Source organism: Frankia casuarinae (genome assembly GCF_000013345.1).
Taxonomy (GTDB): Bacteria; Actinomycetota; Actinomycetes; order Frankiales; family Frankiaceae; genus Frankia; species Frankia casuarinae.
The window spans coordinates 5,087,346-5,104,050 of record NC_007777.1 but is presented as its reverse complement, the minus strand read 5'-3'; the positions used below and the strand labels follow the sequence as shown (position 1 = coordinate 5,104,050).

Here is a 16,705-nt window from a genome sequence, read left to right as displayed (position 1 = left end):
GTGTACAGCAGCGAAGTACAGCAACGGCCCTACCGATCAAGACTTTCGCCTAGCCGGTTCAACGCCTCCCGCGTGGCCGTGGACGACGCTTGCGCGTAGATCTCCATCGTCACGTCGATGTTCGCGTGCCGCAGGATGCGCATGATCACCCGTGGGTGCACGTCGAGATCCACCAGCAGCGACGCACAGGTCCGCCGGGCGTCGTGCACTGTGATCCGAGGCACCCCCGCCTTCTGTACCCGCAGAGCGAACGCCCGGTCGAACGTCCGAGGCTCCACCGCGGTGCCGAAGCGTCCCGTGGTGAACAGTCCTGACTCTTGCCAGGCAGCCCCCGCAGCCTTCCGATCCTCCGCCCGCAGCCTCCGCCTCTCAGCGATCGCCGTACGGCAGATCTGCGGCAGGGGCAGCGTGGCGTCCGATCCCGCCGTCTTCGTCTCTCGATGCAGAAGCTGCCCCCGGACCCGTTGAAGCTGCCACTCCACCGCCAACTCCTCCGGCCCGTCATCGGTCACGTCCGGCAGCCCCAGCGCCTCCCCCTTACGGAAGCCGAGAACGACGATCAGGACGTACGCGGCGTAGTACCGATCACCACGGGCCGACTCCAGAAAGATCCGCGCCTCATCCGTGGTCCACGCCTTCCGACGTCGCGCCCTGACCTTCGGAACCTTGACCAGGCCGGCAACGTTCTTGGACACCAACTCCTCGCGACCAGCGTGCGTCAACGCGGACCGCAGCACGCCCCGAACGTCCTTCAGTGTCCGGGCGGAGATGGTCTGCCCACAGCACCGGCCGAGCGCACAGCACCGACGCCGCCTCTCCGGCCGCCGAGCATCCTTGCCCTGTGCGCAGCACTGGCAGGCCCGCTGAAGCCCGTTGACCCACTTCTGTACGTCCCGGACCGTCAGCCGGTCGAGCCGCTTGGCACCCAGACCCGGAACGATGTACAGCCTCGCCAGCGTCTCGTATGTCGAGTACGTCAGCGGAGCAAGGTTCGGCTCCACCACCTCACTCAGCCACCGAGCAACGAATACCGCCACCGTCACCGATCGTGTCGGCATGGGTCCCTGTCGAGCCGTCGAGTGTAGTTTGATCCACTTTTCGTGAACGATCTCCCTGGTCTGCCCGTACACGTACTTCCGCCGTGACTTCCCATCAGGTGTGGTCACCCACACGTACGCGGCGAAGCCATTCCGGTACGGGTAAATCGATCCCTCACCGTTCGCGCGAGTCCGCTTTTGTTTCGACTCGTTCATACAGCGGCCTCCTCCACCCGACGCGCCACGTATTCATCCACCCACTCGGGGAGGATGCGCCGATGCCCTCCATCCTTCAGAGAACGCAGCTCACCCGTCTTGACCAGCATTTTTGTCTTGCTCAGCCCGAACCCGAGCATGTCCGCCACCTGACGGACCGTGTACCATGCCACGGAAATCTCACCATCACGCACTCCGATCCCCTCCTCTCACGCCGCCGAACGATGATCACGGGTAACCTCTCTCCGTGACCGGGCTTGGTCTGCGGCCATGGATGCGAGCCATCGGTCGCCGTTGTTGGTGTAGCCGGAGGAGTGGTACCGCCAGGTGGGGATGATCACTGTTTCGTCGGTGTCGTCGGGTCGGCCGAAGGCGTCGAGGGCCGGGCGTTCCTCGCCGTTCACGTGGGTGCGCCGCCAGGTACGCCGGGCCGTCCGGCGTGCCGCGAAGGTGGTGGAGTAGCCGCGTGATTTGGTGAGCCAATGGCCGTTGAAGCCGAGTTGGTGCGCCCATTGGCGCAGCCGTAGATCCTGAAACTCCGGGTGCGGACCGAGACGCCACGCGGTATGGACCAGCCGGGCGTGGAACTCTCCCAGGAACGGAAGGCGTGCCTCCAAGTCGTCAGCGTCGCGGATACGCCGGTCGAGGAGGCCGGAGTCCACGACGGACTTGGTGATGTACTTGGCGAGGTAGTTCCCGACCGCTTGCGGGGTCAGGTCCCCGCCGTCCACCAACACCTTTTTCACATCATGCTGCTCACCCCAGCGAGCCGCCCGCATGGGTGCCGGGCGTGGCGCAGGTGGGGGGATGTCCGCGGAGGCGAGCAGGCCCGCAGCCGCCAGGGTGGCGAGCGCGTCCGCTTCGGAGGGAAGGTCATAGGCGTGCGGGTCCGGGCAGGGTTCCTCGGTGTGGGTGACCGCCCAGCGCCAGCAGGACGCCAGCAGGTCCCCGGTTGCCCAGGCGGGAGGAGCCTGCCAGACGTCCGAGTCGCTGCCCGCGTCCAGGCGCAGCAGGGCATGGAAGTGGACCGCGCCGCGCCGTTGGGCTTCCCCGACCTTGACGTAGGAGATGCGGACCGCACGCCGCAAGCCCCGTTCGGTCATGCCCGTGACGGTGGCCATGCGCCGGTAGGTCGCGTCCACGGTGCGCTTCCATAGCCTGCCCGAGGTGCGGTTCCAGACGATCAGCGCGCCGTCGTCGTGGCAGTCCGGGCACAGCGGGGTGCCGAGCCGCCAGTCATCCTCGCCGTGGACGAAGCCGCAGCCGCGCGCACGGCCATGCGGGCATCGTCCTTGGCGCCGGTTGCAGACCTGAGCGGGACCGTGGTTCGCCCGGCGGGAATGCACCGGGCCGAACGAGGGTGCGGTCACCGTGACGAACAGCCCCGGATGCTCCGCCACCGTCGCGGGAACATCATGGCCACCGGTCAGACCGGAGTGGACGATCTGCCAGGCGTCACCCGCGTACAAGTAGGAGCAGGACGGGCACACCGAGGCCCGCCGGTTCCCGCAGGGCACGAGGAGCAGCCCGTCCGGCATGTCCGCCGTGTCCAGCACGCGGCGCACCTCACCGGTAGCCGTATCCACATGGTCGATGTGGCCGAACAGGCGGACAGGGTGCGCGCAGCCGGACACCCGGTCGAGTTGCGCGAGAAACCCGGACAGGGAGCCGTCCGCAGCGCGAGGCATCGCCGCGCGCAGGAACTCCGAATCCAGCACAGGGACTGTCATCCGAGACTCTCCTTTCACGGACGGCCGCAGCGGCGCCACACCTCATTTCCCCATTCCGGGGGCGCGGCATTGTCTATCGAATGGAGAACCTGTCAAGGGCACTACGTGAACGCCCTTGACAGAACCACCATTCGACAGTTTCTAAAAGCGCCCGGAACGGAGAAAAAAATGGTAGGGGAAGGCAAAGGCCCATCGGCTAGGAATGCCCGCGCGTGTAGTGGCGAGATAGAGCGTCAGCCGCCGCGCATGAGGGGCGCCGCACCAGGTACGGACGTGAGGAGTTGCCGAGCCTCACCCACCGCAACGGGCAGGGCACCCCGAGCGTTCCAGGATGCACACAACAGGCGAACAACCGTTCGGCGTGGTCCCCGGGGTGGCGCGGTCAGGTCGGAGGGGGAGCCCCGCCCGACCGCATACCCACACGGAGCGTCGCGCGCCGCTCAGTCGCCGTAAAAAACGATCTCTGGCATGTCCGTGGCGTACCGTCCGCCGTCCGCCGTGTGTTCCAGTGGCAACGACGTCGAGTCCACCCCGGATCGTGTCATCTCTCGCCCAGCGCCACGGCCAGCGCGCAATGGAGGGGGTTGGAGGCCACCGGCGTATCGCTGTGAGCGCGGCCGAGGGTCCTCTCATCGGGTCCGGTGGCGCCGGACAGCCAGGGTGGTGCCGAGACCATGGCAGGACGAGCAGTTCCGTGGACGCTCACCCATGCAGGCACGGCACTGCCGGTAGGTGTTCCCGGAGTTGATGTTACGGCGAGGCATGGTGGTTCCCTTCCTAATCGAGCCCCATTGGGATACCCGAGGTTCCGTTGGTGGCATGGCGACGCTGATAGTCAGCGGAAAACACCGCCCATTCCGGGGATAGCTCCCCGTCGCCCAGACGGGCGGGGGTGGGAATGTCGGCTGCAATGTCAAGGCCGGATTCGGTGTGTTGACCGAGTAGCGGGACCGGCATGCCAGCCGGAGCCGGGTAGTCACGGGCAAGCCCGTCGATCACATCATCGTCGATGTATTCCGCGCGGACCCGAAACGGGTCTCGAGTGCCTTCCAGTTTGACGTAGCCGACCCCGGGAAGGCTTTCCGGGATCAGGTCACAGTAGGCGCCCCGGGTACGCATCTTGTCCCCGAGGACCATATCGACCTGCTGCGGTTCATCGAGCCGCATCGCGATGCGGCTCGGGAACAGATTCCGGTAAGGAACCACCTCCTTGGATGGATCTTGCAACGCGACCATCAGACCCACACCCGGAGCCCGTCCCTGAGAAGCGAGGATCTGCACCGCGTTATCCGCCCGTCCCTGGAGTTTCTTGTCTGTCACATACGCTGTGATGAACGCGAATTCGTCGACGAGGACCAGCACAAACGGCATGTCCACCGTCGGAGTCAACCGGCGGGTCACGCCTTTCAACCGGGCAGCACGATCCCGGGTGAACTCCGCCGCATCCTCCAGAAGCTGAACCATCGCGCCCAGGTGACTGTCCTCGTAGCGGGTGAACAGCGCACGCCCCGGGAACAGTTCCATCCCGCCCTTCGGGTCGATCGCCCACACCTGCACCAGACCGGCAGCGATAGCCGGACCCAGCCGGAGCAGGGTCGACCAGATGACCGACCCCTTCCCCGCACCGGTCGCACCCGCGACGAACACGTGCGTGCCGAGCAGACGCAGCAGCCACAGCGCGCCGTCCTCCCGCCGGCCAATCGGCAACGCGGTCAGGTCCACCGCGCCAGCCGAGGCAGGAACCGGCAACCTCGACATCGGCCGGGTGAACGGATCCCGGCGGGTCACGTCCAACCACACGTAACCCGGCCTGTGGGTCCGTACCCGCACGGCCTGACTTCCCAGCGCGTGCGCCAGCGACTCGGAGGCATCCGCCAGATGATCCGGTTTCTGGCCAGCGCGCAGCTTGACCAGCAGCGCATCACGGTAGTCGCTTGATCGGACTTTCCGCAGACCAGGCCAGACCAGCACATCCCCATCCACCACGGCCAGGTCGTGACGGGTCATGAGCCCCCGCCAGCGCGGAGCGTAGCGAACCCAACGCGCCCACCACGAGCGCAGCGGACGCCCCAACCATCGGGCGTAGCTAGACGGGCAGGCCAGCCGCCAGACCAGCGCGGCCACGGTCAGCACCGCCAGCGCCAGCGCGGGCAGCACCCAGCCCACCCGATCGACCAGCAGCAGCGCGGCAAACAGACTGAACGACGTACGAGGGAAACGGGCGATCACCCGGGCGACCGTGACCCCCACCCGGCCCACCAGACGCAGACCAACCCGCCCGGCCGTATCACCCGGACGCACCAGCGGATGCCTACGCGTGTCCCGGTTCACCGGAACGGACCGCGACAAGTCCCCGAGCCGTACCCTCATGATCCACCTCCCTCCCAGCACACCTTGTGAACAGCGACACCATCCGGAGAACGGCACAGAGCCGGACGCCGGCACAGCACACACGGCTCCGGATCCCCCACATCACCGCGAGGGAAATACCTACCCGTTCCCCAATCCAAAAGCGGCATCAGCCCCGACGTCGACGCCGACGCGGCTCAAGCGGGATAGGGTCAGCCGCTTCCCGGGCACGCACCAGCGGAATCGAGAACGGCCCAGGAACCGGCGGAACCGGCGGAACCTCCCCACCGAACGGTAACGGCATCTGATCAGACGACTGCCGACGAGACCGCCGGGCCATCAGCTACCACCCCGCTCACGGCGCGCGGCACGCACGCTTCCATTCCGGGTGACATGGCCATGCGCCACCCGATCATGCGTTTCCTTCTGCCCGCGCATGTCCGCCCGAGAACGAGTCGGCCGCGAGCTCAGCCCGCACACCTCACACGTGTAGGAATACAACTCGGTCATCACCGGGAACCCTTCCGATAGACAGGACGCTGCACCCGACGAGCCGGCACCGCGCACGACGGGCAACGAGAATGCCGACACGCCATCATCGGCCCACACGGGCAGATGAACATACGGTGGCAAGAAGAACAGGTACGAGAAGCCATCGGACATGCACCCTTCCGAAAGCAACCAGCGCACCGGCCGGTTGCAACAGCCGGATAGTCGGCTAGGAATCAGCGTTAAGAGCGGACCGGCAGGCATCGTAAGCCGCCTCATAGTCCGCGTACCGGGCGTGCGCGGCAGCAGCCAGACGCTGATACTCATCGAACGCCTCAGCCGCACGATCACGGGCAGCCGCGTACACGAGCCACGCCCGATCCTCCGCCCGGCACAAGTCGTCCACGGACAGGGTTCCACGAAGCGATCGTGTGGTAGACATGAGAGTGTCCCATTCCTGTCGCAGGGAGATGGACAACAGACATACCCGGGGTGCGGGAGGAGCGGGCAAACTCAGACCCGCACCCCGGGTACGTCGACCCGTACCAGCTAGGAAAGACGCCGGTACTCAGACCACGCCGCATGCTCCACATCCCGAGCGACACGGACCCCCGCCTCAGCGCAGCCCTTCCGACGACGCGCGTCCGCGTCCGCGCGAGCCCGATTCGACCGGGCCAACGCCGCCGCCCGCTGAATATCCCTATTCGAATGCATGCGAAATACACCTTCCTATCGCAGGAGTTACAGAAAACCCGGCCTAAAGTAGGCCATCGAAATGAAGAATAAAACGAGCCTGCCGACGCCACTCCAGTTCCGCCGGGACGCCGGAAATACGAATGATCAGTTGGATCTACCTACGAGAGTTCAGATAAGGAGCGACGCATTCCTCGTGCAGCCACACGCCGTCGGCGTGTGCGGTGGTGTGCTCACCGCAGTGGGCGCAGTTCCCGCCGTTGGAGACGACAGGGATATTCCCGGATCCGACCCGGTTGTTGCCACCGGACTTCTTCTTAGCCATGGGGCTACTCCTTTCGTTGCAGGTCACCGCCGAGGCATGCGGCGCCGTTGCATTAACGGGCCGCCCACCGGCCCGTTAACAGGCTCACCGCAAGCCGCATCCCAGGTGAACTCCGCCGCAATCCAGCGAAGAAGCCAGCCCATCAGTCGCATCCGCCGATGCACACGGCTTTGCCGCGTTTGACCGTGAGAGGCTGTTCCCGTCCGCACCTTTCGCATTTCGGCATCGATGCGCGGGCAGTGGTGCCACCCGGAGTGAGAGTCCGTGCCGCACGATCCTCAGCACGGCGAGCAGCACGGCGATCGCGGTTCTGCCGATTTCTCTCACGTACCTTCTGCTGATCTCTCAGCGCGACCGCCATATCATGGGGAGAGGTTTGCACGAGCCGGGCCAAGAGACCGACACAACTACGGCACCACCGGCCGTCCGGCTGAGTCCGAGTTCCGTTGCACTGCCCGCATGTGGCCATGTCAGCCTCTCACCGGACAGCCACCGGAAGGGAAACTCTTATTCGGACGCATGCGAAATACACCTTTCTGTCGCGAGAAATGCAGAACAGCTCAGGCGCGCGTAGGAACGGGCAGATCAGAGCACGCGCCCAGAACGAGAACGTCAGAGACCGCGACGCCGCCGCTCAGCCCTGACATCAGTGGCAATATCGTCGTACCACTCCTCAAGAGCGTAATCCCCACAATCCCCCGCACGGTCGCCACGCCGCCGCGCTACCCGCTCAACCGCAACCAGATCATCGGCGCTCATGTCCCGCAGAACAGCCGGAGCATCATCCGAGCTCCAATCAGCGATCGCGTCACGGCGCATCTCCGACCGGGATGTATTCTGTCCACCCGGATTCATAACCTCGGAATTAACCCTCCAAGAATTGAACGGCATGGCTACGCCGCCGCCTTCCCGGACCGCGCGCTCGCCACCATCGGGGCGCGCATCCCCCGAGCACGCAGGCTGTAACCCACCCGGGGCGTCTTCCGCGACTGGTCTACATACGCGGTGACCGTCAGCCCGTCGAACTCCACCGGACGAAACGGCGTACCCGCGAGCGTGTCCGGTGGGACCGGCTGCACCTCAGCCGCAAGCTTCACCTTCACCTCAGCCTGACCGGCCCGCAGATCCGGCGCCGCGTCCAGCACCCGCACCAGCCACACCTTCAGTCCTGTCTCCTTGTCCCGCACCTGTGGATCGGACAGACCCGCCTTCACCGCATCGAAGTCACGGTCAGCCTCCACGCCCAGCACAAACGCCCCGTGCGGGAACACATCCCCGAAGCTCACGGGAATCCTCATCGGCACAGCCATGATCGAGAACCCTCCTGTGGACAACATGTCTTAACCAGTAGGAACACTGTAGCAGGAGTGGTTAAGACATGTCAACCAGTTAGCCGTGTCCCGATCGGTGGTAGATACCAGTTACGGTGAGGGGCGCACGATCGAGTCACGTCACCGCAGGTCAACTAGCGGAGGGAGGGTGACACCGGATGGCACCCATCGACAGAACCAGCGACCGACCCGCCTATCAGCAGATCGCGGACGAGCTTCGCTACGACATCGACGCAGGACGCCTAGCGGAAGGTGCCAAACTCCCATCTGAACGCGACCTGGCCGAGCGATACGACACGTCCCGAGTCACGGTGCGCCAGGCGATCGCCGTTCTCCGGTCGGAAGGACTAGTTGCTCCGGAGCACGGCAAGGGCATCTACGTGAAGCGCCGCCGACGCATCGAACGAACTGCCCCAAGCCGTCTATCCCGCGCAGCCCGCGACGCCAACCGGAGCGCTTTCACCGGTGACACGCTGAACACCGGATACACCCCCCACGTCGAAGTCGAGATCGCGATCGAGACCGCAGGGCAGCCAGCAGGCGACCTCTTCCATATCGCACCCGAAGACGACGTCCTGACTCGTGACCGCACGATGTACGCCGACGGCGAGCCCGTACAGCTTGCGATCTCCATCTACAACTACGCGCTGGTCAAGGGCACCGCTATCGAGCAGAAGGACACCGGTCCCGGCGGAGTCCACGCCCGCCTTGCCGATCTTGGACGCGGACCGGTCAGGTTCACCGAGACCCTCACGGCCAGCATGCCCAACCCCGAAGTGGCCCGCCTACTCCGCCTAGGCGAGGGCAGCCCCGTCATCAGGATCGAGCGACTCGCCTACGACCATGCGGACCACGTAGTCGAGATCACCCACATGACCCTTGCCGCTGACCGCTACGTGCTCCGCTACGACTTCGACGGGTAGGCGTGCCAACTTTCTTTACTTGTTCAAGGCGGGGGGCTTCGCCCCCCGCAGAGCCTCGCGCCGCGCACGCCACGCCGAACAGGGCCCCCGGCGATCCCGCCGCGCGGCATGGGGCCCCGCCTCCCTCCGGTCGGCACCCCATGGCGCGTCGGCCGCCGCCCCATTCGGCGTGTCGGAGCGTCGCAGGCCGCCCAGGAACGAGACCACCGGAGTACAGCACGGAAGTACAGCAACCCGACCGACCGCGATCACCTCAGGCTGGCCACGACCAGCGAGGCGATGCCCTATTCACCCGCTTATGACCCGTATGCGGGTAGTTCGGGACGAAGAGGTCGTGGGTTCGAATCCCGCCACCCCGACCAGATGACGCGTTGCAGCCCCGTCTCCCCAGCAGGGAGGCGGGGTTTTTGCCGCCCAGGGGGTCGGCCGTTCCTGAACGTCCTACCCGGTTGCCCGTCCACCCCACGGCCGCTCTCCCTTACCCGCGTATCTTCCTCGGCCGCGGGCACCGAGCCGGCAGCCGGGCGCTGGCAGGGCACCGATCGGCCTGCCGTCTTCGGTCGATCGCCGCCCTGCCGCGTTGCGCGGCTAGGATTCGGCGGTCTGATCGAGGCGAAGGCCGAAAGGCTCCCCACGGAAGGCGCATTGTTCAGTTGATCAAATTACCGCAACGGGCCGTGGACTGCAGCGGTACGAAATGACTGCCGTCGCCGCTGATGCGCATGAAATAATAGCAGTTGCCGAGTTGGCCGCGGTTTTTCGCGAGATCAACCGGCTTGGGGAGCAGGCCAGTGCCGTCGTAGTCGTGCACGGAGTGCAGACCCTGTAGGAACGACTGGTGGGTCGGGCAGGCGCCGGCGGCTTGCAGGCCGTGCAGGAACAGATCGGCGGACAACCAACCGAAGACCGCGCTTTCCTGCTCCGGCGGCTGGGTCTGCGGAGAGTAGCGGGTCATCGCGGCGAGCAGCCGCTGATGCGCGGGGGTGTTCAGCTCGAACGGGACGAAGCTGATGTAGATGTTGGTGCCGGCCAGGGCCGGGCCGAGATCGGTCAGCAGGGCCCGATCGTAGCCGAGCGAGAGGAGCACCGTCTTGAGGTTCACGCCGGCGGCACGGGCCGCGGGGAGGATCTGAGTGAGGACGTCCGGGGTGATGACGCCGGTAAGGGTGTCGATGTTAGCCGCCTTCATTTGCCTGGCCAACGCCTCGAAGCTGGTCGTCTCCGCGGTCACCTCGAAGTTTATGTCCACGCTGACACCGGCCGCTTGCAGGCTGTCAACGAGCTGCCGATGATAGTCGTGCACGGCAGCGTTCAACGCTACGTCGACCATGGCGCTCCGGGTTCCCCCCTCACCGCGAATGAAATCCCCCCAGACGGTGGACGACCCGGCCGGGACTGTATAGTGATGCCACGAGACCATGTTCTCGTGCGCGGCCCAGACGGGTTCGGCTCCCAGTCCGACGATCGGCACGTTCAGATCCGCGAGGTACTGGGCTGAGCCGGAGACCGCACCCAGTCCTTCTATGATGCCGAAGACCTCTTCCTTCTGGACGAGCTCGCGGGCCGCGGCGAGGTTCAACTGGGGGTCGGAGACATCATCCCGCCAGCTGTAGACAATCTTCCGCCCGTTGACGCCGCCTGCGGCGTTGGCTTCGCCGAAACGTGCATCGATTCCGGCCCGGAACGCGCGCATACTGTGCGCGAACGGCCCGGTGTCAGGGAAAAGAACGCCGGCCTTGATCTCGGTCTCAGTTATGCCCGGTGTGGCGCAGGCAGCTGTTCCGGTGCGTCCGGTGGAATCCTCCGAAGCGGTGCACGCAACCAGTCCGATCAGGCTAATCAGGATAGAGATCAGTGCAGTCGACCGTAATAACGACGGCCTTCCGGGTAAGAACATCGCAACAGTGCTCCTCTGCGGTATCGGATCCGTCGCGCCACTCACCGTCGACGGCCTCGGCTCGAGCATATCCAGTATTCTCCTGCCGGGCTCCGGCAAAGTTGTCTGTCGGTAATCCAGATTCGTGATCGCGTGGAGCGGTCGTTCGGGTCGGCGGGAGTGGCGGCGTAGTCCTTGGGCGATGTTGATGGTGCCGGCCGGGCGCGGGATGCTGATCCATCGCCGCCGCCTCGTCCCCGCCGCCTGGTCCCCGCCGCCGGCGTCCACGCACCGCCGGGCCCGACCTCCGGCTGCCCGGAGTCGGATAACGGTGGATCGCGACGGCGGTCGTCGGTGCCCGGCCGGCGAAAGGTGCTGCGGGTACGGTCCGCCGTCGGCGGAATCTCTCGGGCGCGCCCGTCGTGCGACGTGCCCGGGAGCCGGGTGCTCTACCGTGTACCCGAGGGGTCATGGGCTCATGATCGATCATTGCCCGCCTACGTTAAGATCGCACCATGGAAAAGGGGAAGCGGGAGACAGTGACGAGATACCGCCGAGTGGTCGTCAAACTGAGCGGTCGCGCGATCGCCGGTTCCGCCGAATTCGGCTTCGATTCCAACGCGCTGGAGCACCTCGCCCGAGAAATCATCGCGGTCCGCCAGTCCGGCGTGGAGGTGGCGATCGTCGTCGGCGGCGGGAACCTCTTCCGTGGTAACCAGTCGGACCGGTGGGGTATTGACCGGGTCGAAGCCGACAATATCGGCATGCTGAGTACGGTCATCAACAGTCTGCTGCTCCGGGGGAAGCTCACCGCGCTGGGTGAGGACAATCTGCGGGTGATGACGGCGGTGCCCGTTCCAGCGGTGGCCGAGCCCTACATCCGGCTGCGGGCGGTGCACCTGCTGGAGAAGGGGGCGACGGTCATCCTCGCCTGCGGCAATGGCCAGCCCTTCCTCACCACCGACTACCCGGCGGTGCAGCGGGCGCTGGAGCTCAATGCCGACGCGGTGCTGGCCGCCAAGGACGGCGTGGACGGCGTCTACGACAGCGATCCGAAGATCAATCCAGGGGCCAGGCTCTTCTCGCACCTCAGTTATGACGAGGTGATCAGCCGCGGGCTCCGGGTGATGGATCAGTCGGCCTTCATCCTGGCCCGTGACTTCGGTATGCCGCTGCATATCTTCGATATCGAACAGCGGGGCGCGATGACGGCGATCTGCCGTGGTGAGCACCGGGGGACGGTTATCTCCTCCTCGCCGGAGAAGTCCGAAGAGTTCGGGAACGAGGTGCTGGCCAGCCCCGCCGAATCGACGGCCTGATCCCGAGGCGCCGGCCATACAATCGATCTCGACGTCGGTCCCGATCTGCCTCTGAGGGGCACGTCGAGGGAGATCGAACCCGCTTCTCGAAGGACGGGCGCGGTTTGTCCGCGCGGCGGCGGACTCACCGCGGTACGCATTACGCCACGTTTCGTGGACGAAGACGACGACCCCTAACCCGGTCCCATCATTCAAGCTTCGTGAAGATACGTTCGTGAAGATACGACCGACCTGGGTTTCCACGGTCGCCGCCGACCGGTCCCCGTCTGCGCGGCTGATCGTCTCTGCCCCGGACGGCTACCACGCCAGGGATCTTGGACGTCAGTAGGAGCGGGCGATCAGGCAGACGAGGTCGTCGGCGTCGCTGCCGGCCTCGGGGATCCCGCCGTCCGGTGTCTGGATGCACCGCACGGTGAGCGCCTCCTCGGCGAGCTCGGCCTCGCCCTCCTCGCCGACAAGGCGCCAGGGGATCCGGGCGAAGCCGGCCTGGGCGGCCCGGGCGGCCTCGGCAACGGTGGCGACGTCCGTCGTCCGGCTCTCGCGTAGGGCCAGCGCCTCGGCGTACAGGTCGGCCTGCACCTCGCCCAGCAGCACCGGCACCCGCGTGGCGACCTCGGCCAGCGGCACCGGCACCTTCTCGGAGGTGTCCCGGCGCACCAGGGTGACGTTGCCCGCGGCCAGGTCCCGCGGACCCACCTCAACCCGTACCGGGATGCCCTTGATCTCCGCGTCGGTGACCCGCCGGCCGAAGGACAACCCGGGACGGGCGTCGACCTGCACCCGAAGACCGGCGTCGGTCAGGGCGGCGGCGATCTGGCGGGCCTTCGCGACGACGGTCTCCTCGTCGCGCACCGGCAGGACCACGACCTGCGTCGGCGCCAACCGGGGCGGGACACGCAGGCCGTTGTCGTCGCCATGTGCCATGATCAGCCCGCCGACCATCCGGGTCGAGCAGCCCCACGACGTCGTCCACGCCAGATGCCGGGCTCCGTCGGCGCCGAGGAAGTCGATGTCGAAGGCACGGGCGAAGTTCTGGCCGAGCTCGTGACTGGTCGCCATCTGCAGAGCCTTGCCGTCGCCCATCATGCCCTCGCAGGTCATGGTGTTGGTCGCGCCGGCGAACCGTTCCCGGCGCGTCTTCACTCCGACGAACACCGGGACCGCCAGCACCTGCGTCATAAAGTCGCGGTAGACCTCGAGCGCGATCCGACGGGCGTAGGCCGCGGCATCGGCCTCGTCGGCGTGCGCGGTGTGGCCCTCCTGCCAGAGGAACTCGCTGCTGCGCAGGAACAGCCGGGGACGCAGCTCCCACCGGACCACGTTCGCCCACTGGTTGAGCAGCAGGGGCAGGTCACGGTAGCTCTGGGTCCACTTCGCCAGGTATTCGCCGATCACGGTCTCGCTGGTGGGCCGGACGACTACGGGCTCCTCCAGCTCCTTGCCGCCACCGATGGTGACCACCGCCAGCTCCGGGCTGAAGCCCTCGACGTGCTCGGCCTCCCGGCGCAGGTAGCTTTCGGGGATGAACAGGGGGAAGTAGGCATTGACGGCCCCGGCGGCCTTGATTCGGGAGTCCACCTCGGCCTGCATGCGTTCCCAGATCGCGTAGCCGTACGGTCGGATGACCATCGTCCCGCGGACGGGGCCGTTGTCGGCCAGCTCGGCCTTGGCGAGCACGTCCTGATACCAGCGCGGAAAGTCGGTCGAGCGGGAGGTGAGTACAGCCACCCCGCCACGATATTGCCTCGACCACGGCTCGTGGCCCCGGGGACCGGCACCTGTTGGGTCCGCCGCCCCGGCGGGCGCCTCGCGCCGGTCGCGGTCGTCTCGGCTGACGGCCCGTCGCCAGAGTGGACGGTCGCTGAGGGGACGGTCGCCAGAGTGGACGGTTCAGGTCCGGCCCGGATCGCCGCCGCGTCCGACTGGCTGCCCGTCGACCCCGCGCCGAGCATCCCGCGAAACCTCCTGGAATACCAGTGAGACGTCCACGTCGCCGTGATGGCTGACCAGCGCGGCCGTGGGGGGGACGAGGATCATCGCGGTGGTCAGGTCGGCAGCGGTGGCTCCCGGGGCGAGGAGCAGCTCGTGTTGGACGAGTAAGCCATCGTTGACGGTGACCACCTCGGCCAGTGACCGTGGCCGTCCCCCGATGACCGGACGGGGTTCTGGTAGAAGATCGTCGTTATCGACGGTGTTCATGTTCTGGTCGTCCTCCGTTGTCGTGTCGCATGTCGTGCCGCGTCTGGTTGGTGCCGCCGGCACGGGGTGCGCAGCGCCGGCCCCGGGTCGTCCGGCCAACCGGACGCGGCGGTACCCGCGGGCCCCGCGCCATGCGGTCTGCGGCTTGCCGGACCCCGCCGATCCGCCGCGTGACGGGACATCGTCGTCCCGCCACGCGGCGGTGGCTGGCCGTGGCGCGCTTCATCGCCGGGCGGGACGGCTCCCGGTGGGCGGGCGCAGGCGGATGCGCTGGTCGGGTGGACTGGTCGGGTGGAACGGACGGGTCGTGGTGCTCTTCGGCTACGCCGTTGCTTCGGCTACGCCGTTGCTTCGGCTACGCCGTTGATGCTGTCAGCCACATCGATGTTGCTTTACAGCAAAGCACGAGAACGCGGGGTTGGCTACCGGCGATCTGTGCTCAGAGTGGACGTCTGGTAACAGAGGACGAAGGTCCTGATCAGCTGCGTAGCGCGGCGCGCGGGTTGGCCGCTTCGCCGGCTCCGTCCCACTGCGTCGCAGGGCGCGGCCCCCCGGGCCGGACATGACGCGCGTCGGTGAACTTTCGATGCTTGCTGCGTCGGAAGGTTGACAGCGACGATGCCGCTCGATGACCGTGAATGATCAAGTTCCGGGCGGCTCGGCGTTCTTCCTGTCGGACTCTCGCCTGTTCCTGTCCGTTCTCATTAGGCTCCCGTCCGTTCTTGTCCGCTTCCATCCGTTCTCGTAACGCTCCCGTCCGTGACCGAGGGTCACTTGTCCACGGTGTTCCGGGCGTGGCGTGATGTTCGGGACGATGGGCGAGAGTGACTATCTGCCGATCATTTGATGCGCACAGTCATGATCGGATTGGCCATTGGCTGGCTAACCAACCGCGAAGCCGGTGATATGGATGTGTTCCGGTTGGTGATGGGTCCGCGTTCGCGGACGTTCACCTTGCGTTCATTCGAGGTGGCTTCGATTCTCGTCGGCGCCCCAGTCCAGGGGGCGGACGATTCGGCGCCGTAGCGCGCGAGAACGAAGGGCTGCTCGTGAACCGAGGCAAGCGTCAGGCCGCCATCGGGGCTGCAATGGTGGCACTGCTCACTGTGGCGGCGTGTGGCACCGACGACAACAGTGACTCCGGCGGCACCGCGGCGAAGCCGTCGAACGGGGCGAGCGCGATCGCCTGCGAGAAGGGCTCCATTACCGGATCGGGTTCCTCCGCGCAGAAGAACGCGATGGACGAATGGGTCAAGGCGTACCAGAACGCCTGCGACGGAGCAAAGATCAACTATCAGTCGACGGGGTCCTCGACCGGTCGGCAGCAGTTCGTCGCCAAGCAGGTTTCCTTCGCCGGTTCCGACTCGGCGCTGAAGGACCAGCAGAAGACCGACGCGGACAAGCGCTGTACCCCCGGTACGGCTGTCGACCTGCCGATGGTGGTCGGCCCGGTGGCGCTTATATACCACCTCTCGGGTGTCGACAAGCTCCAGCTGTCTGCCCCGACGATAGCGAAGATCTTCTCCGGCGCCATCACCAAGTGGAACGACCCGGCGATCACCGCGGAGAACAGCGGGGTTACTCTGCCTGACGCGCCGATTGCCTCGGTGCACCGGTCCGACGGTTCCGGCACCACCGACAACTTCACCAAGTTCCTGAAGGGCGCGGCCGGCGCCGCTTGGACCTTCGACTCCGGCTCGGACTGGAAGGCCCCGGGCGGCCAGGGTGCCAAGGGCAGCGACGGGGTGACTGCGACCGTGAAGTCCACCGAGAACTCGATCGGTTATACGGAGCTCTCCTACGCGGAGAACGCCGGGCTGTCCACGGTCGCGGTCAAGAACGGTGCCGGAGAGTACGTCAAGGCGAGCACGGATGGTGCCTCCCTCGGCCTGAGCACCGCGAAGGTTGCCAGCGGTGACGATCTGAAGCTCACCTTCGACTACACCGCGGCGACCAAGGGGGCCTACCCGATCTACTTGGTCACCTACGAGATCGCCTGCACCACGGGTCTCCCGGCCGACCAGGCCAAGCTGGTCAAGTCCTTCCTGACTTACACCGCGTCGGACGCGGGCCAGTCCTCGATCGCCGACCTTGGTTACGCGCCGCTGCCGGACTCGGTAGCGACTCGGGTCCGCGCGGTGGTTGACAAGCTGTCCTGACGTCGATCTGACGCAGCTCCGATCGGACTAGCCGGTGCCCGCGGTGGGGTGAACAGCCC

General features: G+C 66.4%; 12 protein-coding genes. 3 read left to right on the top strand and 9 right to left on the bottom strand.

Annotated elements, in window-relative coordinates; translation table 11 throughout:
• Positions 1-29: 29 nt before the first annotated feature.
• The 6 genes from xerC to FRANCCI3_RS21590 form a co-directional block, all read right to left on the bottom strand.
• Positions 30-1,253, bottom strand: coding sequence for a site-specific integrase (gene xerC, locus FRANCCI3_RS21610; protein ID WP_011438628.1), 1,224 nt, complete (start codon positions 1,251-1,253; stop codon positions 30-32).
• Positions 1,250-1,432, bottom strand: a complete 183-nt coding sequence (locus tag FRANCCI3_RS21605) for an excisionase family DNA-binding protein (RefSeq protein WP_368671092.1) — start codon at positions 1,430-1,432, stop codon at positions 1,250-1,252. The genes xerC and FRANCCI3_RS21605 overlap by 4 nt, the downstream gene beginning before the upstream one ends.
• A 30-nt stretch (positions 1,433-1,462) precedes the next feature.
• Positions 1,463-2,983, bottom strand: a complete 1,521-nt coding sequence (locus tag FRANCCI3_RS21600; protein ID WP_011438627.1) for a replication initiator — start codon at positions 2,981-2,983, stop codon at positions 1,463-1,465.
• A 777-nt stretch (positions 2,984-3,760) separates the two neighbouring features.
• On the bottom strand, positions 3,761-5,284 hold the full coding sequence (locus FRANCCI3_RS21595) for an FtsK/SpoIIIE domain-containing protein (RefSeq protein ID WP_148214926.1): 1,524 nt from the start codon (positions 5,282-5,284) through the stop codon (positions 3,761-3,763).
• 1,387 nt (positions 5,285-6,671) lie between these two features.
• Positions 6,672-6,839 carry a hypothetical protein gene (locus tag FRANCCI3_RS27195; protein ID WP_157858547.1) on the bottom strand — a complete coding sequence of 56 codons (168 nt, stop codon included), beginning with the start codon at positions 6,837-6,839 and terminating at the stop codon, positions 6,672-6,674.
• Positions 6,840-7,732: 893 nt separating this feature from the next.
• Positions 7,733-8,149: a hypothetical protein gene (locus tag FRANCCI3_RS21590; protein WP_011438625.1), complete on the bottom strand. Its 417-nt coding sequence runs from the start codon at positions 8,147-8,149 to the stop codon at positions 7,733-7,735.
• A 179-nt stretch (positions 8,150-8,328) separates the two neighbouring features.
• Between FRANCCI3_RS21590 and FRANCCI3_RS21585 the strand changes: the two genes are divergently transcribed.
• Positions 8,329-9,093: a GntR family transcriptional regulator gene (locus tag FRANCCI3_RS21585; protein ID WP_011438624.1), complete on the top strand. Its 765-nt coding sequence runs from the start codon at positions 8,329-8,331 to the stop codon at positions 9,091-9,093.
• A 649-nt stretch (positions 9,094-9,742) separates the two neighbouring features.
• On the opposite strand, the gene FRANCCI3_RS21580 is transcribed toward FRANCCI3_RS21585, so the two are convergent.
• Complete coding sequence (locus FRANCCI3_RS21580) at positions 9,743-11,059, bottom strand: ABC transporter substrate-binding protein (RefSeq protein WP_011438623.1); 1,317 nt, start codon at positions 11,057-11,059, stop codon at positions 9,743-9,745.
• Positions 11,060-11,484: 425 nt separating this feature from the next.
• Between FRANCCI3_RS21580 and pyrH the strand changes: the two genes are divergently transcribed.
• The gene (gene pyrH, locus FRANCCI3_RS21575; RefSeq protein WP_023840711.1) at positions 11,485-12,288 is read left to right on the top strand and encodes a UMP kinase; all 804 of its coding nucleotides are present in this window, start codon (positions 11,485-11,487) and stop codon (positions 12,286-12,288) included.
• A 321-nt stretch (positions 12,289-12,609) separates the two neighbouring features.
• On the opposite strand, the gene proS is transcribed toward pyrH, so the two are convergent.
• Positions 12,610-14,016 carry a proline--tRNA ligase gene (proS, locus tag FRANCCI3_RS21570; RefSeq protein ID WP_011438621.1) on the bottom strand — a complete coding sequence of 469 codons (1,407 nt, stop codon included), beginning with the start codon at positions 14,014-14,016 and terminating at the stop codon, positions 12,610-12,612.
• Positions 14,017-14,178: 162 nt separating this feature from the next.
• Positions 14,179-14,487 carry a hypothetical protein gene (locus FRANCCI3_RS21565; protein WP_023840709.1) on the bottom strand — a complete coding sequence of 103 codons (309 nt, stop codon included), beginning with the start codon at positions 14,485-14,487 and terminating at the stop codon, positions 14,179-14,181.
• A 1,049-nt stretch (positions 14,488-15,536) separates the two neighbouring features.
• On the opposite strand from FRANCCI3_RS21565, the gene pstS reads away from it, so the two are divergent.
• Entirely contained in the window at positions 15,537-16,646 is a 1,110-nt protein-coding gene (pstS, locus tag FRANCCI3_RS21560; RefSeq protein WP_011438619.1) for a phosphate ABC transporter substrate-binding protein PstS, read from the top strand.
• Positions 16,647-16,705 lie beyond the last annotated feature (59 nt).

What these genes read in the sequence shown, in the direction of transcription:
- FRANCCI3_RS27195 (WP_157858547.1), bottom strand. Translation starts at nt 6,839, where the DNA reads ATGGCTAAGAAGAAGTCCGGTGGCAACAACCGGGTCGGATCCGGGAAT.
- pyrH (WP_023840711.1), top strand. Translation starts at nt 11,485, where the DNA reads ATGGAAAAGGGGAAGCGGGAGACAGTGACGAGATACCGCCGAGTGGTC.
- FRANCCI3_RS21590 (WP_011438625.1), bottom strand. Translation starts at nt 8,149, where the DNA reads ATGGCTGTGCCGATGAGGATTCCCGTGAGCTTCGGGGATGTGTTCCCG.
- FRANCCI3_RS21600 (WP_011438627.1), bottom strand. Translation starts at nt 2,983, where the DNA reads ATGACAGTCCCTGTGCTGGATTCGGAGTTCCTGCGCGCGGCGATGCCT.
- FRANCCI3_RS21585 (WP_011438624.1), top strand. Translation starts at nt 8,329, where the DNA reads ATGGCACCCATCGACAGAACCAGCGACCGACCCGCCTATCAGCAGATC.
- FRANCCI3_RS21565 (WP_023840709.1), bottom strand. Translation starts at nt 14,487, where the DNA reads ATGAACACCGTCGATAACGACGATCTTCTACCAGAACCCCGTCCGGTC.
- xerC (WP_011438628.1), bottom strand. Translation starts at nt 1,253, where the DNA reads ATGAACGAGTCGAAACAAAAGCGGACTCGCGCGAACGGTGAGGGATCG.
- FRANCCI3_RS21580 (WP_011438623.1), bottom strand. Translation starts at nt 11,059, where the DNA reads ATGCTCGAGCCGAGGCCGTCGACGGTGAGTGGCGCGACGGATCCGATA.